The organism is Photobacterium rosenbergii, assembly GCF_033022775.1.
GTDB lineage: Bacteria > Pseudomonadota > Gammaproteobacteria > Enterobacterales > Vibrionaceae > Photobacterium > Photobacterium rosenbergii_A.
Map to the genome: position 1 here is coordinate 38,684 of NZ_JAWJZI010000005.1, position 21,372 is coordinate 60,055.

19 protein-coding genes are annotated in these 21,372 nt (G+C 45.9%); 5 read left to right on the forward strand and 14 right to left on the reverse strand.

The genetic code is table 11. The annotated features are described in order from the left end of the window. Position 1 precedes the first annotated feature (1 nt). The 3 genes from iolE to R2X38_RS13755 are packed head-to-tail and all read right to left on the reverse strand — an operon-like array spanning position 2 to position 4,691. Positions 2-910, reverse strand: a complete 909-nt coding sequence (gene iolE, locus R2X38_RS13745) for a myo-inosose-2 dehydratase (RefSeq protein WP_317522845.1) — start codon at positions 908-910, stop codon at positions 2-4. Positions 911-921: 11 nt separating this feature from the next. Next, positions 922-2,772, reverse strand: a complete 1,851-nt coding sequence (gene iolD, locus R2X38_RS13750; protein ID WP_317522846.1) for a 3D-(3,5/4)-trihydroxycyclohexane-1,2-dione acylhydrolase (decyclizing) — start codon at positions 2,770-2,772, stop codon at positions 922-924. A gap of 11 nt (positions 2,773-2,783) precedes the next feature. Next, complete coding sequence (locus tag R2X38_RS13755; protein WP_317522847.1) at positions 2,784-4,691, reverse strand: bifunctional 5-dehydro-2-deoxygluconokinase/5-dehydro-2-deoxyphosphogluconate aldolase; 1,908 nt, start codon at positions 4,689-4,691, stop codon at positions 2,784-2,786. A gap of 627 nt (positions 4,692-5,318) precedes the next feature. Between R2X38_RS13755 and R2X38_RS13760 the strand changes: the two genes are divergently transcribed. The 3 genes from R2X38_RS13760 (at position 5,319) to R2X38_RS13770 (ending at position 8,993) form a co-directional block, all read left to right on the forward strand. Continuing rightward, on the forward strand, positions 5,319-6,317 hold the full coding sequence (locus R2X38_RS13760; RefSeq protein WP_317522848.1) for a sugar ABC transporter substrate-binding protein: 999 nt from the start codon (positions 5,319-5,321) through the stop codon (positions 6,315-6,317). Positions 6,318-6,407: 90 nt separating this feature from the next. Continuing rightward, positions 6,408-7,901, forward strand: a complete 1,494-nt coding sequence (locus R2X38_RS13765) for a sugar ABC transporter ATP-binding protein (RefSeq protein WP_317522849.1) — start codon at positions 6,408-6,410, stop codon at positions 7,899-7,901. Between the two features lie 75 nt (positions 7,902-7,976). Next, positions 7,977-8,993 carry an ABC transporter permease gene (locus R2X38_RS13770; protein WP_317522850.1) on the forward strand — a complete coding sequence of 339 codons (1,017 nt, stop codon included), beginning with the start codon at positions 7,977-7,979 and terminating at the stop codon, positions 8,991-8,993. Positions 8,994-9,141: 148 nt separating this feature from the next. On the opposite strand, the gene R2X38_RS13775 is transcribed toward R2X38_RS13770, so the two are convergent. Beyond that, positions 9,142-9,768, reverse strand: a complete 627-nt coding sequence (locus R2X38_RS13775; RefSeq protein ID WP_411185314.1) for an HD domain-containing protein — start codon at positions 9,766-9,768, stop codon at positions 9,142-9,144. Positions 9,769-9,962: 194 nt separating this feature from the next. Here R2X38_RS13775 and R2X38_RS13780 point away from each other — a divergent pair, with 194 nt between their 5' ends. Beyond that, a complete protein-coding gene (locus R2X38_RS13780; RefSeq protein ID WP_317522851.1) occupies positions 9,963-10,643 on the forward strand; it encodes a tRNA (adenine(22)-N(1))-methyltransferase in 681 nt (226 codons plus the stop codon). Here the strand turns inward: R2X38_RS13780 and R2X38_RS13785 are convergent. From R2X38_RS13785 to R2X38_RS13805, 5 genes are all read right to left on the reverse strand, one after another. Further along, a complete protein-coding gene (locus tag R2X38_RS13785) occupies positions 10,627-11,358 on the reverse strand; it encodes a PhzF family phenazine biosynthesis protein (RefSeq protein ID WP_317522852.1) in 732 nt (243 codons plus the stop codon). The genes R2X38_RS13780 and R2X38_RS13785 overlap by 17 nt on opposite strands. A gap of 42 nt (positions 11,359-11,400) precedes the next feature. Continuing rightward, entirely contained in the window at positions 11,401-11,814 is a 414-nt protein-coding gene (locus R2X38_RS13790; protein WP_317522853.1) for an NUDIX domain-containing protein, read from the reverse strand. A gap of 47 nt (positions 11,815-11,861) precedes the next feature. Continuing rightward, positions 11,862-12,404 carry a DinB family protein gene (locus tag R2X38_RS13795; protein ID WP_317522854.1) on the reverse strand — a complete coding sequence of 181 codons (543 nt, stop codon included), beginning with the start codon at positions 12,402-12,404 and terminating at the stop codon, positions 11,862-11,864. Between the two features lie 16 nt (positions 12,405-12,420). Beyond that, entirely contained in the window at positions 12,421-12,825 is a 405-nt protein-coding gene (locus R2X38_RS13800) for an MAPEG family protein (RefSeq protein WP_317522855.1), read from the reverse strand. A gap of 125 nt (positions 12,826-12,950) precedes the next feature. Continuing rightward, positions 12,951-13,598, reverse strand: coding sequence for a hypothetical protein (locus tag R2X38_RS13805; RefSeq protein WP_317522856.1), 648 nt, complete (start codon positions 13,596-13,598; stop codon positions 12,951-12,953). Positions 13,599-14,123: 525 nt separating this feature from the next. On the opposite strand from R2X38_RS13805, the gene R2X38_RS13810 reads away from it, so the two are divergent. Beyond that, on the forward strand, positions 14,124-14,981 hold the full coding sequence (locus R2X38_RS13810; protein ID WP_317522857.1) for a MurR/RpiR family transcriptional regulator: 858 nt from the start codon (positions 14,124-14,126) through the stop codon (positions 14,979-14,981). A 265-nt stretch (positions 14,982-15,246) separates the two neighbouring features. On the opposite strand, the gene iolG is transcribed toward R2X38_RS13810, so the two are convergent. The 5 genes from iolG to R2X38_RS13835 form a co-directional block, all read right to left on the reverse strand. Further along, positions 15,247-16,230: an inositol 2-dehydrogenase gene (gene iolG / locus R2X38_RS13815; protein ID WP_317522858.1), complete on the reverse strand. Its 984-nt coding sequence runs from the start codon at positions 16,228-16,230 to the stop codon at positions 15,247-15,249. Between the two features lie 25 nt (positions 16,231-16,255). Continuing rightward, positions 16,256-17,080 carry a 5-deoxy-glucuronate isomerase gene (gene iolB, locus R2X38_RS13820; RefSeq protein ID WP_317522859.1) on the reverse strand — a complete coding sequence of 275 codons (825 nt, stop codon included), beginning with the start codon at positions 17,078-17,080 and terminating at the stop codon, positions 16,256-16,258. A gap of 237 nt (positions 17,081-17,317) precedes the next feature. After that, the gene (gene lpdA, locus R2X38_RS13825) at positions 17,318-18,727 is read right to left on the reverse strand and encodes a dihydrolipoyl dehydrogenase (RefSeq protein WP_317522860.1); all 1,410 of its coding nucleotides are present in this window, start codon (positions 18,725-18,727) and stop codon (positions 17,318-17,320) included. 338 nt (positions 18,728-19,065) lie between these two features. Beyond that, positions 19,066-19,986, reverse strand: coding sequence for a cache domain-containing protein (locus tag R2X38_RS13830; protein WP_411185316.1), 921 nt, complete (start codon positions 19,984-19,986; stop codon positions 19,066-19,068). Between the two features lie 29 nt (positions 19,987-20,015). After that, positions 20,016-21,356, reverse strand: a complete 1,341-nt coding sequence (locus R2X38_RS13835; RefSeq protein WP_317522862.1) for a TRAP transporter large permease — start codon at positions 21,354-21,356, stop codon at positions 20,016-20,018. Between the last annotated feature and the right edge of the window lie 16 nt (positions 21,357-21,372).

Here is a 21,372-nt window from a genome sequence, read left to right on the forward strand (position 1 = left end):
ATTACTCTTGGCCTTCGCCATTTAATAGCCCGGCCTCGCGAGCAAGTTTTTGTAAATTGTTAAACCCTAGGGTGGCATAGGTCATTGGGTGGGCTATTGCTGGATCCTGCTCTGCCTCAACTACACACCAACCTTGGTAATTCGCTTTTTTCAGCTGTTCAAACACCGCTGGGTAATTCACACAACCATCACCCGGTACGGTGAACACGCCATCTAATACCGCATCAAGGAAACTGGTTTGACGGTTCTTCACATCAGCCAATACATCAGCACGAACGTCTTTGGTATGGACGTGGTTAATTCGGTGTGCCCAACGCGTTGCTACCTGTACCGGGTCTGCACCGGCAAATGTCAGGTGACCGGTATCAAGCAGCAGCCCGACTTCTTCACTGGTGTACTCCATCAAGTTATCGATATCTTCAGCAGTTTCGATAACAGTCCCCATGTGATGGTGATAGGCGACCTCAACACCTTGGCTTTTGGTGTACTTGGCAAATTCGCTCAGCTTCTTGCCGTACTCTTGCCATTTATCAGCAGGGAAACTAGGGCGTAGACGAACCGGTGTACCTTGTTGGCCATGGATACAATCAGTCACTTCAGCAAAAACCATTACCTTTGCGCCCAACTCGCGAAGTAAGGTGAGGTGTGGTTGAACCGCTTCGATTTCTTCCTCTACCGAGCGAGTCAGCAATTCGCCGGAGTACCAACCTGAGACTAACTTAAGGTCATGATTAGCCAGTATCGGCCCAAGCACACTCGCTTCACGAGGAAACTTGTTACCAAGCTCAAAGCCCGCAAATCCTGCTTGGCGGCCTTCGGTCAAACATGTTTCTAGCGGTGTTTCAGCACCCAGAGACGGCAAGTCATCGTTGGTCCAAGTCAGAGGGTTGATACCTAGTTGAACAGTCATGCTAATTCTCCTTAAATAACTTGCTGTTGTTTGGCAACTTCATACCGTGCTCTGGCAGCACGTACTTGTTCTCGCTCAGACACTTCAGGTACTGCCACTTCCCACCATGAACCGCCCGACTCAGTGGTACTTAGCGGGTCGGTATCAAGGGTAATGACATACGTCGATGTCGCTTGCTTGGCTCGCACGAGGGCTTGCTCTAGCTCAGCTATGTTGGCCACTTTCTCGGCCTGTGCTCCAAGAGAGCGAGCATGGGCAGCAAAATCAGTTTTCGGTGCTCCCTCTTCAATGGTGTTGCAGTCTTGGAGCAAATTATTGAAACCAGCCCCACCGCAAGCGTGTTGAAGGCGGTTAATACATCCGAATCCACGGTTATCCAGTACTACCAGCACCAACTTGTGCCCTAGCATTACCGAAGTTGCTATCTCAGAGTTCAACATCAGGTATGAACCGTCACCTATCATGACGAAGACTTCAGACTCCGGCTTGGCCATCTTGACGCCAAGACCACCGGCAATCTCATAGCCCATGCAAGAAAAGCCATATTCGAGGTGATAGCCTTTATCGTAGCGGGTACGCCATAACTTATGCAGCTCGCCCGGAAGGCCGCCAGCCGCACAAACCACAATATCCTTTTCATCTGCGGCACGGTTAACTGCACCAATCACTTCTGCATCGGTCGGCAGATCTGTGCCACGGTCAGTCATAGCGATTGACACCGTTTCATTCCACTCAAGGCGAAGCGACTCAGCCTTCTGTTTCCAATCAGTACTCACTGGCCAATCCACTAACAGCTCTGTCAGTTTTGGCAATGTTGCCTTGGCATCGGCAACCAATGGCATGCCGTAATGCTTGGTCGCATCAAAACCATTGACGTTAAGCGAGACTATCTTGGCATCTGGCTTAAAAAGCGCTCTTGAGCTAGAGGTAAAGTCTTGCAAACGGCTACCAACAGCGATGATCACATCTGCTTCTGCGGCCATCTTATTGACTGCTGCAGAGCCGGTCACACCAATAGAGCCAAGGTTAGAAGTATGATCCCAAGGCAATGCCCCTTTACCAGCTTGAGTTTCACCAGCAGGTAACTGATAGGTTTCTACAAACTCACGGAATTGATCCAGAGCGCCGGAGTAATGAATACCGCCGCCAGCAATCACCAAAGGCTGATTGGCTTGCTTAATGAGTTCAGCCACTTCAGTCAGTTCATGATTATCTGCGCCTGGGCGGCGTACACGGTGAACCTTTTCGTTAAAGAAATGCAGCGGATAGTCAAACGCCATGGTCTGCACATCTTGCGGTATGGCTATGGTTGCAGGGCCACACTCAACGGGGTCGGTTAACACACGCATCGCTTGCGGCAAACTGTTCAGCAGCTGCTCAGGGCGAGTAATGCGGTCAAAGAAACGACTGACAGGTTTGAAACAATCATTCGGTGTAATGGTTGCGTCACTCCAGTCTTCTACTTGCTGCAGTACTGGATCCGGTTCACGGGTCGCAAAGGTATCTCCAGGTAAAAGCAGAACAGGTAAGCGGTTTACATGAGCCAGCGCCGCAGCTGTCACCATATTTAATGCTCCTGGCCCAACCGATGTTGTCGCAGCCATCATACGCTGACGATTATTCGCCTTGGCAAAGGCAATGGCACTGTGCGCCATTGCTTGCTCATTATGAGCGCGGTAAGTCGGCAAGGTTTCGTTGGCGTGATAGAGCGCTTCACCCAAACCGGCTACATTGCCATGGCCAAAGATGGCAAAGACCCCGGCAAACATAGGCTGAATGTCGCCATCGATATCTATTTTTTGCGCTTGCAGGTATTTCACTAGTGCCTGAGCCATTGTCAGGCGTACAGTATTAACACTCATGATTGATTCCTTTAGCCACGCTGGCGCCACAAGGTAATTAGGTTGTGATAGTTCTGTTTGATTTGTGCAATCAAACCAGCATCGTCAATCTCATTGGCAAGCCACAGGCGAGATGGCTGTCCGAAGATAGTTCTTCCCACCGCAAAGCCCTTCACTACATCGGTACTTGCTGCCGCATTAAACCCAGCTTTCAGCTCTTCTTCTGGTGCATCCAAGCCCAGCAGTACAACACCTCGGCAGTGCTTATCACGCGATTGAATAAGCGCATTAACAGCTTGCCAAGAATCAGCCTCCATCGGTGGAAGTTTCCACCAATCAGGCTTCACCCCTAGGTTGTAGAAACGTTGCATGGCACGCAGATATAGCTCATCAGTGCGTTCCATATCTGCAGGTAAAATCACCTCCAGCAGTAACTCATGCCCTGTTTTGCAGCAGGCTTCATACACTTCACGCACTTGTTTCTCTTGCTCAAGGCGTAATTCGTGATGATCATCTGGGTGGAAGAACACAAGGCACTTCACAACATGCTCAAGCGGCCAATCAATCAACTGAGAACCAATATTGCCGTGTTCTAATTCCAGCGGACGCGAAGCTGGCAGCTCTACCGGTCGTCCAATCCACCAACCTTCGCCAGTAATGTCATTCAGAACATCTTGTCCGAATGTGCTATCGCAAAGTAAACCGGCTTTACCAGACAAACCGGCTTCTTCAGCCACTTCACGGCTCGCCTGAAGGATAAGCTTCTTCAGTGGTTTGATACGGCTGATATCCGTATTGGCTTCACGAGCCATATCGACAAACTGGATACGGTGATCAAACGCAAGGACACAGAGCTCTTCCCACTCTTTATCACGGGTCGTTACACGATGGAGGTGATTAAGCGTTTCATCTAAATCTGGGCGAGGAACGTCATTGGCACGGGCTAAGTAATTGTCTAGCTCTTCTTTAGATGGCATGGCAGGTGCACAACCATGGCGAGAAACTACCAAGGCACCACATGCGTTGGCATAAGCACAGGCTTTTTCCCAACCTTCATTATTGAGGTAGCCACGCAGCAGACCAGACATAAAGGCATCGCCTGCCCCAAGTACATTCAGTACATCAACGCGAACGCCTTCAACGGTAATACCGTCGTCGAGATCATTTGGGATCTCATCAGAAAATACTGAGCAACCTAGCGGACCGCGCTTGCACACTAATTCGGCATTACTCACTTCACGAACGGCTTTCAGTGCTTCAACAGTATCTGTCGAGCCACCAGCGATGTGGAACTCTTCTTCGGTACCGACGATTAAATCGAACAGCCCGAGAACTTCCTGCAACTGCTCAGTTACCTGGCCGGATTCAATAAAGCGCGTTTCGCCATCGCCAAGTGCAGTTAAGCCCCAAAGTACAGGACGGTAATCAATATCAATGGCGGTTTTCACACCATGCTTGCGGGCATAGCGTAAGGCTGTTAAAACCGCTTCGCGAGTGTTGGGATGAGAAAGATGGGTACCTGTTATCGCTAGGCACCGAGCAGATGCAATGTATTGCTCATCAATATCGTCGGCAGTAATCGCCATATCAGCGCAGTTATCACGGTAGAAAATCAGAGGAAAAGTATCTTCATCCTTAATTCCGAGGATCACCAGGGCGGTCAGGCGTTCTTTGTCTGTAATCAAATTACTGGTATCAACACCCACACATTGCAGTTCTTCGCGCAGAAAACGCCCCATGTGTTCATCACCTACCCTTGCCAGCATGGAAGACTTCAAACCTTGCCTTGCTGTGCCATAAGCGACGTTGCCTGATGACCCACCAAGATACTTAGAGAAAGTGCCCATATCCTCTAGACGAGCCCCAATTTGCTGACCATATAGGTCAACAGCAACTCGCCCCAAACAAATAAGATCTAATTTCTTATTGCTGGTATTCATCCTTTTCACTCCTTCCTTTAACTACCGAGTAGTTAAGAACCGTTCTGATATTGATTAAACTGATTCCGACAATCTTTGCTGAGAAACCTATCCCAACCCTCATTGTTTCGATAATCACATAATACGAAATATTCATTTCACTTTAAATCAAAAATGAAATGGAAAATATATTTTGTGATCAAGGTAAAATTTCCTTACCAGTCAGAATCTCGCTCCCAGCAGAAAAGAAATGGAAAATATTTTTCAAACATTTGCAACATACTAACAACAAGGTATCGCTTGCATATTATTTTGTATAATTTCAATAACTTATACTTTTTACAGCATAGCCACTCAAATTTTAACCATAAAAATCATTAATTTAGTGGATAAGATAGCCATTAGACATTGATTCCAGTGAGACATGGTTAACAATTTTGTCATTTACACTCAATCAGTGGTGGTTATTAATTGAGCTCAGGCATATAGTTGTTTACATAAAAATAATAAATTTATTTCAATCAACGTGAACACGCTTTCTGGAGAGACATTTCACTCTAGAAAGTGATAAGCATCTATTTACCGTATTTTTGAAATGTATATTTCACCCAAGAAAACGGTTAGATGCATCATAATAAGGAGGCAACAATGCCGTCACTGATACATGGAATTACTTCTCTAATAACTAACTCTATTTCAACGACAAAGTCCCTATCCAAAGGGATCCTACGTAAGGTCGCGATCATCGGCGCTGTGTTTGTACTGGCTGCCTGTGGCGGTGAGGATGGTGAAGATAAGATTAAGATTGGCGTTGCCATTCCTAACTTCGACGACACCTTCCTGGTCAATATGAAAGACTCTATGGATAAATATGCCAAAGAGATGGGCAACGTAGACTTGATTTTCGTTGATGCAAAAGAAGACACAGTGAAGCAGTTGGGCCAAATCCAAAACTTCATTGTTCAGCAAGTTGACGGCATCATCCTCGTACCGGTAAACACCGATGCGACCCAGCCAATGACAGACAGTATCCAAAAAGCAGGCATCGAACTGGTTTACCTAAACCGTCGCCCTTCTTACCTGCCAGACGGTGTGTCTTATGTCGGTTCTGACGAGCTTCGTTTCGGTGAAGAACAGGCTAAATACGCAGCATCTAAAGTAGAAGGCGGTAACATCGGTATCATCATGGGTATGATGACAGTAGAAGCCGCTATCCTACGTACCCAAGGTGTAGAAGACTTCTTCAAAGACAAGCCTGAATTTAACATCACCCGTAAGCAAACGGGCCTTTGGCAGCGTTCACAGGGTATGATCGTAATGGAAAACTGGATCAACTCTGGCGAGCAGATCGACATTATCCTATCTAACAATGACGACATGGCTTTGGGTGCTATCCAGGCGCTACGTGCTGCGGGTAAACTTGATGACACTATCGTTGTCGGTGTCGATGCAACGCCAGACGGCATCATGGCAATCCAGGATGGTGCATTGGATGCAACCGTATTCCAAGACGGTGTTGGCCAAGCCCGCGGCGCACTTGACGCAGCAATGAATGCCATCAACAAAAAGCCTCAAGAAAAAATTACTTGGATCCCTGCTGAACTTGTTACCAAAGACAACCTAGCTGAATTCCAAGCTAAAAGTTAATCCACCACCCTCTCTATAAATAACTTATCCGGCCCTGCAACAGGCTAGCCACGCGCTAGAGACGTAGGGCCAATTTTGGAGCAATTCTGTATGAGCCAAGTAATACTTGAGATGCGTGGTATTACCAAAACCTTTCCCGGTGTAAAGGCACTTGATAACGTACAGCTTACCCTGAAGAAAGGCCGTGTAATGGCACTCATGGGCGAAAATGGTGCAGGGAAATCAACCTTGATGAAAGTGCTGTTTGGCACATACCAGCGTGATGCTGGCACCATTCGCTACCTAGGGGAACTCGTAGATTTCTCTGGCGCTAAAGAATCTTTAGAGAGCGGGATTTCAATGATTCACCAAGAACTCTCTCCCGTTCTACACCGAAATATTGCCGAAAATATCTGGCTGGGACGCGAGCCATTAAAAGGGCCACTTAAGCTCATCGACCATAAGAAGATGTTCGCTGATACCGAAGCCCTACTGCAGCGTCTGGACTTAGAGCTTGACCCACGAACACTGATGAGTGAGTTGACCGTGGCAACCATGCAGATGGTAGAAATCGCCAAGGCCATTTCCTTCGATTCAAAAATCATCATCATGGACGAGCCAACTTCAGCTCTTACCGATAAAGAAGTCGCCCACCTGTTTGAGATTATCGAAAAGCTTAAATCCCAAGGTGTGGCAATGGTGTATATCAGCCATAAAATGGATGAGATTTTCAAGATCTGTGATGACATCACAGTTTTCCGTGACGGTTGCTACATCGGCGAGCGGGAAGCCCGAGACACCAATCATGATGAACTGGTTCAAATGATGGTTGGCCGTGATCTAGGTGATGTGTTCCCACCTCCTACCGCCAAGCCTGGTAGGACGCGTCTCGAAGTGAAAAACCTCTCCGTTGATGGCTGCTTCCGTGATGTGAATTTCAAACTCCATGAAGGAGAGATCCTCGGGATTGCTGGTCTGGTCGGTGCAGGCCGTACTGAACTTATCGAAACACTGTTTGGTGTACGCGAAAAGGAAACCGGTGAGATATGGATCAACGGTGATAAAGTCGAGATCAAAGCTCCTCAGGACGCCATCAGCCATAAAATGGCTTTCTTGACCGAAGACCGCCGCCATTCAGGTCTTTACCTGATGCTCGATATCTTCGCCAACACCTCTATCGCCCACCTCGACGCTTACAAGAGCCGCGTTGCCAATGTCCTTGATGTCCGCCAAATGCGTAGCGACAGTGAGGATCACTGTAAAAAGCTAAAAGTCAAAACCCCACATATGAACGAGGCTATCGATAACCTCAGTGGTGGTAACCAGCAGAAAGTACTGCTAGCCCGCTGGATGTTAACCAAGCCTGACATCCTGTTCCTCGACGAACCAACCCGAGGCATCGATGTGGGCGCGAAATCCGAAATCTACAAATTGATGCGTCTTTTAACCGGTATGGGTAAGAGCTTGGTCATGATCTCGTCTGAACTACCTGAAGTTATCGGCATGAGTGACCGTGTGTTGGTCATGCATGAAGGGAAACTTAAAGGTGAGCTCAACGGTACTGAAGCGACCCAGGAAAAAATCATGTCAATGGCGTTGGCATAACGACCAGGCCAGCAAAAACATATATTCACTTCTGTTGTTACAGGGTGACGCAATAATTTATCAAGGAAAGTCATTATGATTGCGAAGTTAATAGAAGCAACGTCTGGTGCGAAATCGCCTCAGAATTACAAACGTTTGATTTCTAAATATGCCATCTACTTTGTTTTCATCGCCATGTGTGTGGTGATGTCGATTCTGTCTCCAGTATTCCTTACTGTAGCCAACCTGCTTAACGTTGTTACCCAAATGGCCAGTATCGGCCTGCTAGCACTAGGGGTAACCATCATCATTATCACCCGGGGTATCGACCTGTCGTCCGGTTCGGTACTCGCGGTCGCCGCTGTGGCCTCAGCTAGTATGGCGCAGACCCTCGACTGGGGTATGCGGATGTATCCAGCGATGCCTGAACTGCCGGTAATCGTGCCTATTCTGGTCGCGTTGGCGGTGGGTGCTCTATGTGGTTTCATCAATGGTGCATTGATTGCCTATACCGGTATCCCTCCGTTTATCGCCACTCTGGGTATGATGATCATCGCTCGTGGTGCAGCCCTACTCTACTCTGACGGTCGTCCAGTCAGTAGCTTGATCGATTCTTACCAGTGGATTGGCCAAGGCACCATTGCAGGCATTCCGGTTCCAGTCATCATCTTTATTGTTATGGCTATTGTGTCTTATATCCTGCTGAACTATACCCGCTTCGGTAAATACGCCTACGCTATCGGTGGTAACGAAACAGCAGCGTATGTATCGGGCATCAACGTTAAGAAATACAAAATCTTGGTTTACACCTACGCTGGCCTACTAGCCGGTATCGCGGCGCTTATCCTGTCTGCCCGTATCAACTCAGGTCAGCCTGGCCTTGGTGTGATGTACGAGCTTGATGCCATTGCATCGGCAACGGTAGGTGGTGTATCACACGCCGGTGGTATCGGTACGATTCAGGGCACCATCATTGGTACCATGATCATGGGTGTACTGCAGAATGGTCTCGACCTGCTCAACGTCTCGGCATACTGGCAGCAAGTTGTGAAAGGCTTGGTCATTGTGGTCGCTGTTGTCTTCGACATGAAGCGTCAGAAAAAGAGCAAGTAACCATTAACTCAAATGAGCCATAAAGAAAAAAACAACTCGAGCCTATAAAGAATTAACTTTACTGTAGGACTTCACGTTGAAGTGCCACGTTTCTCCCCCTAGGGTTACGTGGCTTTTTTTCATTTCACGTGTTTTTTTATTTCTAGTGCTAGATCTCAGCACCTAACTGCGTTAGGTACTCTTTCATGAAAACAGTACGCTTTTCAGCTTCAACGATTGCAGACTGGGTGTTCATCGTATCTTTTAGCTTAAAGAGCTTGGTGTAGAAGTGATCGATGGTAAATTGCCGATCATTCAGCTCCCTGTTCTGACTAAATGGATCTTCAGCATCATATAAACCGACACCCAAACTTGAACTGACCTGGATACAACGAGCAACGCCAATCGCGCCAAGTGCATCTAACCTATCGGCATCTTGAACGATCTGAGCTTCTAAGGTTTCAGGCTTTATTTTTGCGCTGAAACTGTGCGCCACAATGGCATGATGGATAGCTTCAAAGTACTTCGCTGGGTAATCAATACTGGCCAGAAACTCTAACGCTTTATCTCCAGCAATCTTTGAACTCTTGGCTCTATCCGGATGATTTTTCGGAAAGGAAAAGCAGTCATGTAAGTAAGCGGCAGGGAGCACTACCTCAAGTTTTGCCCCTTCACTGGCACACAATGTTTTGGCCGTTTTAACCACTCTCAGTACATGATTTAAATCATGCGCAAGATCTTGCTGCATTTCAGATTGGATAAACTCAATAAAGTGTTTTTCGATTTTATTATCAATAGTCGTTTTGAATGTATCTAACACTTTTACTCCTTGTTGGCTTTTTCTATCACCTACTTCAGAAAGTACCATACACGCAACTGGCTTATCGCTCTAGCGTAATATGCTTACACGGCTAATGTTACTTTTTCTTCGCTTACAAGATAAAAACCATTACAATGCGCGCGATTTTAGACGTTAATCGGGCATTTCCATTGAAACTCAGTACAAGACTAAAGCAAATTGAACAAATGGTTCCATCTGGCTACGACTATGTTTGGGATTGCTGCTGTGACCACGGCCTCATCGGTGCGGCACTGCTGTCACGACATGCCGCTCCCAATATTCACTTTGTCGATATTGTGCCTGAGTTAATGACTACAGTAGAAAAAAACCTACAGCGTTTCTATCCTGAGGATCAATGGGAAGTTCACTGTCAGGATGTCGCAACACTTCCTCTAAACCGGTATGACGGGAAGCACCTGGTGATCATTGCAGGTGTGGGCGGTGATTTAATGTGCGACCTTGTAGAATCTATTCAACAGAATCATCAAGATGCTGACTTTGATTTTTTGCTATGTCCGGTAAATAACCCATACACGCTACGTCAAAAACTTAGAGAACATCATTTTGGTTTAAAGAATGAAGTGCTGATTGAAGATAATCGACGCTTTTATGAAATCATGCATGTTACATCGACGGCTGGAGAAAACGGCCCTATCAACGCCGTCGGCTGTAAAATATGGCAATCTGATTCTGATGAGCAAACCGATTTAATCACACGATATATAGCCAAAACCTTGAGCCACTACCGACGCCTTCAACGTGGCAGTGCCGACAATATCGAGGCAATTATCGAAGGTTATAATGCTGTAGTGCCTACGATCGTAATTTAACCTGAGCAGATACAACAATAGAAGAATCAGATGCTGGCTCAATTTCGAAATATCCACCTGATGTTGAAAGTTGACGTGCAGACAGCTTATTTGCACCTAGCTTTCTGAACCAATACGGCGCTAGTGAACATTGTGCAGAACCCGTCGCTAAGTCTTCAGGTATACCGATCTTCGGCGCAAAGTAGCGTAAGACATAGCTGTCAGGCGAGCTTTTAGCCGTGACTATCACTGCATGAAAGTCCTCAATCTTGCTCATCTGGTCATAGTCAGGCACAAAATGAGCGACTGCAGATTCCGACTCTAACACCAAAATTAAATCTCGGGTTGAGTAGGCATCAACGACAGGAGTATTTAAGCCTATTTTGACCATATCTACTGGCAGAGCATTCCAGCTAGGTAAAACAATTTTGTAGCGATCATTGTACTTGGTTATTACAACCTGCCCGTGCTGGCTATTTAGCGTGACTGATTCGCTCCCGTATTTTGATATCAATGCCGCACCAGCCCCTAGACTTCCGTGCCCACAAAGGTTGATTTCACCCTCTAACGAAAACCATCGAATATCGAAGCCTGCTCCGGAGCAAGACTCAACAACAAATGAGGTAACTGGCTGCCCAAGCTTTTGAGTTATTGATAGCAAATCAGACTTACTTGACCACTTTTCTAATTCAACAACTGCACAAGGATTCCCTTGGGCAAAATCGCTACTGAACACATCGTAAATTTGCGCTTTAATAATTCACCGTCCATTGTCTTACTACAGCGTTTTTCCAGTAATCAATGACTTTGACTCAAGCCACTTAAGCACAACCAATGCAGCAACCGAGCAAACGGCTTCATCACGACCATCGATAAATTTAAGCTCTTCAATTTCTGCATCTGGAAGTAACTCACCAGAAAAGTCTGCAAAGTAACAGGTTAACTTAACAGAGACACCTTCAGCTTTGCCGTCAGCTTGAGCAATAAATGTTTCCATGTACTTAATACTTTTTGAGTCAAGCTCAACGGATAGCTCTTCTTTGATTTCGCGGACAAGCGCTTGTTGATCACTTTCGCCGGCTTCACGTTTACCTCCTGGTAGGTAGAACAGCTCTTTGCCTTTCGATCTTACAACTAAAAGCTTGCCATCTTTAATCAACACCCAAGCAAGCTTGTCTATTACTTTAATCATTATGGATCCTAAAAACGACAATATTACCCCAAAAGCCTATCGCCAGGTTATAAACTCGCTCCTTCTGGCACTATCATAGGTAAATCAGTACAACCATAATCCAAACCAAACTGACTTAACAAACAGGTAAGCTGCCCTCTATGGTGCGTTTGGTGATTAAACAGATGTTGTAGAAATTCACCAACCATTCTTTCCATCTTTTGCCCATCTATCGTTGTATACCTCACGATGCGGTTACAACTATCAGAAGTCAAATTGCTTGTGATATCTATGTATATGGAATCAACCCGTTCTCTTAGCTGAACGAGATCATCAAGATTGGAGGCAAACGTATCATTTACCGACCTGGATACGGGCAACTTGTCCAACACTGCAGCGTCCACTGAAACTAAATCATTCGTGACAAGGCGCTGAAGCATTATCAAGTCCCCGAACAATATATGGTTCCAATGCGCCATAATGCTCGGGAAAAAGGATTCGGTATCCTGATACAATTGCTCATGGCTCAGTTGGCGACACACACCCAGAAGTTGTGTATTCATACGTTGGTTGTACAGAGCTAACATTCTAAAATTTGAGGATAAATCCATTTTTTTCCCTTATTAACTATAACCAAGCAAGCATACCAGCGAAGAACAATGCAAGAAGACTCACAAGGCTGGTAGCAAAAGAGATACTTCGTAGTACTTTGAAGTCAAGGTAGTAGAATATCATATGCCCAATGCGAGAAGTCAAATAAGCCAGCGAACAAGTATTTACCACACTCGCACTAGCTGATGATAAGAAGCAAAAAATAACAAAAAGCACAAATATTGCTACACTCTCATTTGTATTTAAATGTGCTCTCGAGGCGCGAAATAAAAAATCACGATGGTTTGACTTAATAGGATAACCTGGGATATGTTTATTTTTAATCGCAATTATATCTGCTATAACCAATTGAATAAACATTAGCAAACCAACTAATCCGATTACGATAATTGATATCTGATATTCTAAAAGAAACTCCATTCTGCCTGCATTCCTGTGTTAAAGTTTTTTGACGGCACTGCCATCCAATTGATAATATTGCTTTTTTATTTACTCAGTTTTCATAGTTAAAGTCCCGTGCAAAAGAGAAATGGACAGAGATTATATTAAGCGTTTTTTGTGACTCTTAGCATTACCCCACTCCAAACAGCACCTATTCTTTTGTTGTCTGATGACTTCCAATCTTGGATGTTGTCCCAAAAAAACGGGTGTTCTTCAAATTCAGTGTCTAGCCATTGATCACGATAGTTAACGATATAATGACTTGTCATAATATCATCCAATGGATAATGAATAACAGGTATTAAAACAGCATCATCTAATGTAGACATATCCCTAAGAGATTGCATCTCACAGCTTAACTTCCTAAGCACCTCATACTCAATTTTGTATTTATCTTTAAGATGTTCAACTGTATATTCGTCATCTATAATCAACTCAACCCTTAACCCTAACTTTTTTAGGGTGTAGGCTATACAAAATATCGGATTAAATCCACCTTCCTTTATAAAACCATCCATCTTAAATGGTGAATAGATACCTGTGATTTTGTATATCTCTTTTGCTAATAAATTTAAATCACCTGATGTGTTGATTTTAACTTCATCACCACAAAAATCTAAATCAGATTCGGAAAAATGATTTAATGTAATTTTCCTTTCCTCTAATCCAAATAACTTTACACATGCAACTACACTGTATGCGCCACATAAATAACTGCCTTCTGGCTGCCTTAGATTCGGCAATACTCCCATACAAACAATACCCTAAGTATCAAATATATTTTCTATAACTATACAGTCACCGCCCCATCCGGGCAGTGAACTATATTAATCATCTTTTTTGATTTTCATCCAAGTAGAGAACAGCAAAACGAAATCACAATGCCTTAGTCAAAGACTGAGCACTGTTCTTGAGAGCTGCTATATCACTATCATTTTCGCTTATTGATTCAACGTAACACGTTCACTTTAGTATCTACGGTTAAAGTAAATATGGCAAGATACCGAGTCGTAAAACATTAACTCAGTCGAAAATCCTCAAAGTTTGTCAAATTCCCACATAACAAAGTAGATATATCAGCCTGAAGTTCGCCATAGCACCTAGCTTATATGAGTTACCTTTTCTTGATGCCAAACCGCTTCACACTCTTTTCTCATCCTTACTAGTTGGAATGTATATTCTAATTACGCATATTGGTGGCCACTTATGAAAAAAACGTTTCATAACAAAGCATAAGCCATTACAATAGATAAAGGAGCAATTGAAGGGAGTGAAAAATGTCTGTTGCCAATAACCTTACCGAACTGCAAGATCAAATACGAACGCGTTATAGCGATCTTAGCAAGCGTTTACAGCAGGTTGCCCGTTATGTGCTAGATAATTCCAACAGTGTTGCTTTCGATACAGTTGCGACTATTGCCAGCCAAGCCGAAGTTCCCCCTTCCACTCTTATCCGCTTTGCTAATGCTTTCGGTTTCAATGGTTTCAACGATATGAAACAACTCTTCCGTCGTAACCTTGTCGAAGAAACCGCGAGCTATACCGAACGGGCCAAACTGTTCAAAGAGCTCGATACCGACCAGAACGCACCGGAAAGCCCGGCGATGATTTTGCAAGAATTTGCTCGTGCCAATGCACAGGCGATGAACCATCTTGCGGCACAAACACCGAGCGATAAACTTGAACAAGCGGTTGAGATCCTCAGTGAGGCGGAAAACATCTACCTGATTGGTCTAAGACGCTCTTTCAGCGTCGCTTCGTACCTTACGTATGCACTGCGCCACTTAGAACGACGAGCCTTCCTTATCGATGGTCTCGGCGGTATGTTCAAAGAGCAGCTCTCGATGATTGGTCCTAAAGATGCAGTACTGTCGATTAGCTTTAGCCCATACGCGCAAGAGACAGTCACCCTTAGCGAAATCGCCTCTCAGGCCGGAGCCAAACAAATCGTTATCACCGACAGCCAGGTAAGCCCACTTGCTACCTTCAGTGACGTCTGCTTTGTGGTCAAAGAAGCCCAAGTTGAAGCTTTCCGCTCACAATCCGCTTCTCTGTGCTTGGCGCAGACATTGGCAGTTTCTTTGGCCTACCGACAAGGTGCAACCAGCGACTTTGTATCAAGCGTGTTGAGTTAGCCACGAAGCACAAATATACAGAATTAGTTTGAGAATGCCGTCCTACTCTATCAATAGAAGTAACGGCATTTTTGTTTCTGCCTAAAATTTTCGTTTCTGCCTAAATTAGCTTTCAGAGGTGATACCCCAATAGAAAAAGCCCCGCAAGTGCGAGGCTTAAAGAGTGATAAAACTTAAGGGGCGATGTCATTGGGGGTAACCGCACCCCACGTCATCACTCAGGAGCTGTTAATTTAAGGTTTGGATAAACCTTAGACCTGAAAGCTTAAAGCTTGATGGTTTTACCCTGCTTCATCGACTCCAGCGCGGCATCCGCCAGCACTAGCGCGTATTCACCATCGGCACCGCCACATTCTGGCTCTTGGCCTTCAAGCACACCTACAAAGTCCTGCCATTCAGCGACATAAGCTGCTTCGTAGCGCTCTAGGAAGAAGTGCTGAGGTTTCGCGGCTACGCAGCCTTCTTCGCCCCAATGCTGCACCAAGTTTTCTTTAACGTTGTGTGCCTGTAGCAAACCTTTCGAACCATGAAGTTCTAGGCGCTGATCATATCCGTAACCAGAGCGACGGCTATTGTTGATAGTTGCAATAGCGCCTGATGGGAAGTTCAAGACCAATACCGCAGTATCGATATCGCCAGCTTCACCGATAGCAGGATCAACCATGCAACTACCGTGCGCAGTGATCGAGACTGGATCCTCACCCATGATAAAACGAGCCATATCCAAATCATGGATAGTCATGTCGCGGAACATACCGCCTGATACTTTGGTGTACTCAGCTGGCGGTGGTGACGGATCACGTGAGGTGATCACCAAAGATTCAGGCTGACCGATCACACCAGCATTAAGCTGATTCTTCACTGTTCTGAACTGAGGGTCATAACGGCGGTTAAAGCCTACCATCATTGGCACACCATGCTGGCGTACAGTAGCCAAACAATCGCGTACTCGGCTGATATCCAGATCAATTGGCTTCTCGCAGAAGATCACTTTGCCATGCTGAGCTGCCATTTCGATCAAGTCGGCATGTGTATGGGTTGCAGAGCAAATACATACAGCGTGTACGTTCGGATCAGACATTGCTTCGTCGATCTCTTGTATTTTCGCGCCATATTCTTCAGAAATCTTCTTCGCACCCTCTAAATATGGGTCGATGATTGAATACAATGTCGTCTTGGGATGCTTTGCAATATTTACAGCATGCACTTGGCCAATCCTGCCAGCGCCGAATAACGCAATATTAAACATGTCTCACTCCTTTGCCGGAAACTAATTATTGATGTTTTCTTGCATATTGCTCTTCGTTAATCCATTGGTGGTCATCTTCCCAGGTAAACAACCATTTACGTGTTGGCCCTGCCATTACATTAAGGTAATAGCTGTCGTAACCTGCAATGGTTGCCACTGGGTGATACCCCTTGGGTACTTGTACGACGTCTCTGTCGTAAACCGCCATGCACTCGTCCAACGAACGGTCGTCGGTGTAGACACGCTGCATACAGAACCCTTGAGCTGGATTCAGACGGTGGTAATAGGTTTCTTCTAGATAGGTTTCGCTTGGCTCAGCGTCCTGATCATGCTTGTGGCTTGGGTAAGAGCTGGTACAGCCTTCATCGGTATACACTTCAACCACCAGTAAGCTATCAGCTTCTTTGTAATCAGGCAGAATATTATGAACGAAACGCTTATTGTTACCTGCTCCACGCTGCTCGGCGTCGATATTGTCTGGTGCAATTAATCGCGTTGGGAAGTTACCCTGGCCTGGCGCAGTACACACCGCCAACTCAAGCTCGGTATTAGCCACCACTTTAATCGCCTCACCTTTTGCGACATACACGGCATAAGGCTTTTTGCGCTCGAACGGGCTCATTCGATCGCCGATATTCTCGAAGGTAGCAGACGGTGTCGTCACGGTGGCAAAGCCACCTACCAACACCAAACAGACTTCATTATCGCTGGCTGGTAAGTCGATGCTTTGACCGCTTTCAAGTTCAAATGCTTGGAATCCTACATAGCCCCAACCTGCTGATTCCGGAGTAATATTCTGGGTATTACCCTGCTGGTCGGGTGCATGATATTTGGAGAGCAGTTTTGACATGGCGGCCTTCCCGTTTCCTATGATTAGAAATTATTTTTCAAAATCATAAGAGAATAAAAAAACCTTTTCAAACCAATTATGAAACAAATAATTCATTTTGTGGGCGAGGTAACACAGCAATAATTTCTTCATTTTTGATGAAATAATTGGCATAAAAAAATGATCTAGCCCGAAAAGAAATCGAGCCAAGCGATATGGCTTGGCTCGTGTATTTTCTATAGGAATATCAGAGGATAATTAACGACGTCTACTTGGAAGCATATCTGTCATTGAGCCTTCTACCAGTTCGGCCGCAAATGCGAAGGTTTCAGCCAATGTCGGGTGGGCATGAACCGTATGGGCGATATCTTTCGCTGTACCACCAAATTGAAGCACTGCAGCTGCTTCGTGAATAAGTTCACCGGCGTTCTCGCCACATATTCCGGCCCCCAACAAAGTGCCCGACTCTTTATCAAACAATGCTTTAGTGACGCCATTGGTTGCGCCTACACTTTGTGCTCGGCCACTGACAAGCCATGGTACTTTTCCAGCTGTGTATTCAATACCTTGTAGTTTGGCTTCTTTCTCAGTCAAACCGACCCAAGCCACTTCTGGGCTCGTGTAAGCTACCGATGGAATCGCAACCGGATGGAATGTAGCATCCATTCCAGAAATCACTTCAGAGGCGACCTTACCTTCATGAGTAGCCTTGTGAGCGAGCATTGGACCTTTGACTATGTCACCAATCGCAAAGATATGCGGAACCGAGGTCTGCATTCTGTCATTGACTTCAACCAGCCCTTGCTCGTTGATATCAACACCGATATTTTCCAGTCCAATTCCTGAAGTATTTGGCCTGCGACCAACAGCAACCAATACAGCATCAAAGACCGCTCTCTCTGGCGCTTTCTTTCCTTCAAAACCAACAACGATACCTTCCGGCTGTGCGGTCATATCCGTGACTTTGGTTTTCGTCAGCATTTGATAGGTCTTTTTCGTTGCCTTAAGCAACGGCTGAACAACGTCTTTATCAGCTGCAGGGATAATCTGATCTTGTGCTTCGACGATAGTAATTTCAGAGCCAAGCGCCGAATATACCTGCGCCATTTCCAGCCCGATGATCCCGCCGCCGATAATCAGCAGTTTTCCTGGGATGAATGGCAAAGACAGTGCATCCGTCGAGTCCCAAACCCTCGAGTCTTCCGGAGCAATAGGCAATTTGACCGAGTGTGAACCAGTCGCGACGATGGCATGTTTAAACTCTACCTGCTGCTCGCTGTCCCCTTTCACTAGCAGTGTATGTTCACCAATGAAGTGTCCCTCACCTTGGACGCGCACTACTTTTCTCGCTTTGGATAGATTAGCGATGCCTTTGGTTAGCTCGGTGATCGTCTCTTCTTTATGGGATCGCAGTGCATCAATATCGATATTGGGCGCGGAGAACGCGATACCCATTTGTGCACCATGCTTAGCATGCTCAACAAGCGATGCCGCATGAAGCAGGGTCTTCGAGGGAATACAGCCCACATTGACACACACACCACCTAATGTATCGCGCTTTTCAACGATACACACCGACAACCCAAGATCTGCAGCCCGAAAAGCTGCTGTATACCCACCGGGTCCACCACCGAGTACAACAACATCTACGTTGATAGATTCCGTCATTACAATTCCTTCTCTGCCTAGTGATTGACTTAAGTTATAAGCATCTGGATGAACAGATTTATCCCAGACTGAAGCAAAAATAAATCGCAAAGTTGGAATTTCCGATATTGGTCCACTTAATTGATAAATTTCGCCACCAAATTGTCTAGCAGCTCAATGTTTATGTTTTACAGCAGCAGAGAGCAGCGCACTAATAAAACACTTTCTAAAGACAAAAAAATGGCCCTTAATACTCATAAATAGAGAAAATAAAGGGCCGAACACTAGAGATTGTAAAGGTAGTGCAGGTGGAACACGTTACATGGAATCAGAGTTTATTTAGTATTAAATGTAAATCATTACCTTTGATAGAAGCCCACCCCGACAAGCTTGTTATCAAGAATGCGGTAGAAGGTGTGTTTATTTTCGACTTTACCCGATGTCGGGTTTAACCAGGGATAGGATATCTCGCCCTGCCCCGTTTCCTCTGCCAGCTTTAGCATCTCTCCTATCATCGGTTTACCTTGGATACTAAAGACCTTACCGACCAAATGTGGTGTAGCGCCATGGGCCAAGAATTCACCGGTGCGTTTATCAAGCACAAACACGTACAAGTCATTTTTCACAAACTGACTATCATGGCGATTGAATGCACCCAGTGCTTGCTGCTCATCGGTAATCAATGCCTTTGTTGCCTCATCTAGAAAGCCTTTAGCCTGATAAGCCACAGCACGCTGCGGGTGATAACCTACGGCCACAATGACATCACCAACTCGTTTGAAGAAAGTACGTTTGGGTTCACCGGAACTGTCGACAGGGTTCGTCCAGTGATACTCCACCACCCCGCCACCTGTCACTCTGGCTTGAGCTATCATGTCTTGGAAGAACAATTTGCCGTACATATCAGCGGTAGATTTTACATTGTCACCCACCAAAACAGCTGATGAACCACCGCTGGCAAGAAAAACGCCATCCATATCGAGCGCATATACATACAACTCGTTATCGGTAAATTGAGCCTGCTTGGCAAAATCACCCACAGCCTCGGCGCCGTCCTGCTGGATATGCTCTACCGCCTTATCCAAGAGCACCATCGCCCTTTGCGCAGCTGGCGTTATGATAGGTGGATTGTCAGTCGTCGTTATGTTCGGCTGATTGGTATCTGATGCCAATACTGTTGGACTTGCCAAACAGCTTAGAGCAACAGCTACACCTAAAGCTATACCAGAGGCTGCACCAAAGCCTATTCCCAAAGACGATTTAAACACTCGAATCCCCATTAGTTTTTTCATATTCACCCCATAACTTCTTAATAGCCAACCAGAGAAGGTAACCACAGACTTAGCTGAGGGAAGAAGGCAATGAGGAATACCCCAACAACGGAAGCCATAACGAACGGATGGATCCTCGCTGTGATTTGTTCCACGGTAGATCCACCAATACCGGATGCGACAAAGATATTCTCCCCCAGTGGCGGCGTAGCAAAACCAATTGAAAGCGTACATACCACAACAATACCTACGTGGGTCGGATCCGCGCCCAGCATATACATAATCGGTAACAGCACAGGCACAATGATCATAATGGCCGCCAGTGTTTCCATGAACATGCCAATAAACAGCAACAACATGATGGTTAACGCCCAAACCATGTACATATTGTCAGTCAGGCTTAGGAGTGAATCAGCCACGACGACTGGGATTTTTTGTTCGATCAGCAACCTGCCAAATACCGTTGCGGCAAACAAAATCAGCAGTACACGTCCGGTGATCCAAGTCGTCGTCGTCAGCGAGTTGATAATATTCTTGAAAACCAATTCACGGTGAACGAATAACCCGATAAACAGGGAATAGAAAATGGCTACAATCGCCGACTCTGTCGGAGTAAAGAGTCCAGAATAAATCCCACCCAGAATCAGGAAGGGCGCCAACAGTGACCAAACACCTCGTCTAAGTGCGACTCGGATATCCCCTGTGGACCAGTTCTCAGTCAAGCCCTTATAACCACGTTTCTTGGCAATCATATAGTTAGTTGCCATCAGGGTTGAGGCCATGATCAAACCTGGGATCACCCCTGCGACAAACAGCTTGGGAATAGAAAGTGACGCAAATTGACCATGCTGTGAAATCGCTTCTGGTGGCGGCATCAACCCCATGGCTGATATGCCAAAGATCACCAAAGGAATTGAGGGTGGAATGATAATACCCAGCCCGCCAGAAGCAGCCGTTACTGCTGATGCATAGCTGCGTTCATAGTCCCTTTTTACCATTGCAGGAACCATCAGCATCCCAACCGCTGCCGTTGTGGCTGGGCCCGAACCTGAAATAGCACCAAAGAACAGACAAGCGACTACAGTTGCCGCCCCCAAGCCGCCAGTAACGGGCCCGGCGAGGCTTTCGGCAATATCCACCAGGCGCTTAGAAATACCAGCCGCTTCCATTAATGCCCCAGCCAGCACGAAAGCAGGCAGTGCCATTAAGGGGAAATTACCCACTGAAGTAAATGCAATTTGCACTAAGGCAATTGGGTTTTTATCCAACACAAGGTAGGCAGCCATCGAGGCCCCAGCCAGAGATACGGTGATCGGTGCGCCCAATATCAGCATCACCAAGAAGCCACCAAATAGTATGAGAGTGAGATATCCTTCCATGAATGGCCCCTATCCT

Excerpts from the sequence above, each read along its gene's own strand:
- R2X38_RS13830 (WP_411185316.1), bottom strand. The coding sequence starts at position 19,986 with ATGGGGATTCGAGTGTTTAAATCGTCTTTGGGAATAGGCTTTGGTGCA.
- R2X38_RS13805 (WP_317522856.1), bottom strand. The coding sequence starts at position 13,598 with ATGGGAGTATTGCCGAATCTAAGGCAGCCAGAAGGCAGTTATTTATGT.
- iolB (WP_317522859.1), bottom strand. The coding sequence starts at position 17,080 with ATGTCAAAACTGCTCTCCAAATATCATGCACCCGACCAGCAGGGTAAT.
- lpdA (WP_317522860.1), bottom strand. The coding sequence starts at position 18,727 with ATGACGGAATCTATCAACGTAGATGTTGTTGTACTCGGTGGTGGACCC.
- iolD (WP_317522846.1), bottom strand. The coding sequence starts at position 2,772 with ATGAGTGTTAATACTGTACGCCTGACAATGGCTCAGGCACTAGTGAAA.
- R2X38_RS13790 (WP_317522853.1), bottom strand. The coding sequence starts at position 11,814 with ATGATTAAAGTAATAGACAAGCTTGCTTGGGTGTTGATTAAAGATGGC.
- R2X38_RS13765 (WP_317522849.1), top strand. The coding sequence starts at position 6,408 with ATGAGCCAAGTAATACTTGAGATGCGTGGTATTACCAAAACCTTTCCC.
- R2X38_RS13795 (WP_317522854.1), bottom strand. The coding sequence starts at position 12,404 with ATGGATTTATCCTCAAATTTTAGAATGTTAGCTCTGTACAACCAACGT.
- R2X38_RS13770 (WP_317522850.1), top strand. The coding sequence starts at position 7,977 with ATGATTGCGAAGTTAATAGAAGCAACGTCTGGTGCGAAATCGCCTCAG.
- iolG (WP_317522858.1), bottom strand. The coding sequence starts at position 16,230 with ATGTTTAATATTGCGTTATTCGGCGCTGGCAGGATTGGCCAAGTGCAT.
- R2X38_RS13755 (WP_317522847.1), bottom strand. The coding sequence starts at position 4,691 with ATGAATACCAGCAATAAGAAATTAGATCTTATTTGTTTGGGGCGAGTT.
- R2X38_RS13835 (WP_317522862.1), bottom strand. The coding sequence starts at position 21,356 with ATGGAAGGATATCTCACTCTCATACTATTTGGTGGCTTCTTGGTGATG.
- R2X38_RS13810 (WP_317522857.1), top strand. The coding sequence starts at position 14,124 with ATGTCTGTTGCCAATAACCTTACCGAACTGCAAGATCAAATACGAACG.
- R2X38_RS13760 (WP_317522848.1), top strand. The coding sequence starts at position 5,319 with ATGCCGTCACTGATACATGGAATTACTTCTCTAATAACTAACTCTATT.
- iolE (WP_317522845.1), bottom strand. The coding sequence starts at position 910 with ATGACTGTTCAACTAGGTATCAACCCTCTGACTTGGACCAACGATGAC.
- R2X38_RS13800 (WP_317522855.1), bottom strand. The coding sequence starts at position 12,825 with ATGGAGTTTCTTTTAGAATATCAGATATCAATTATCGTAATCGGATTA.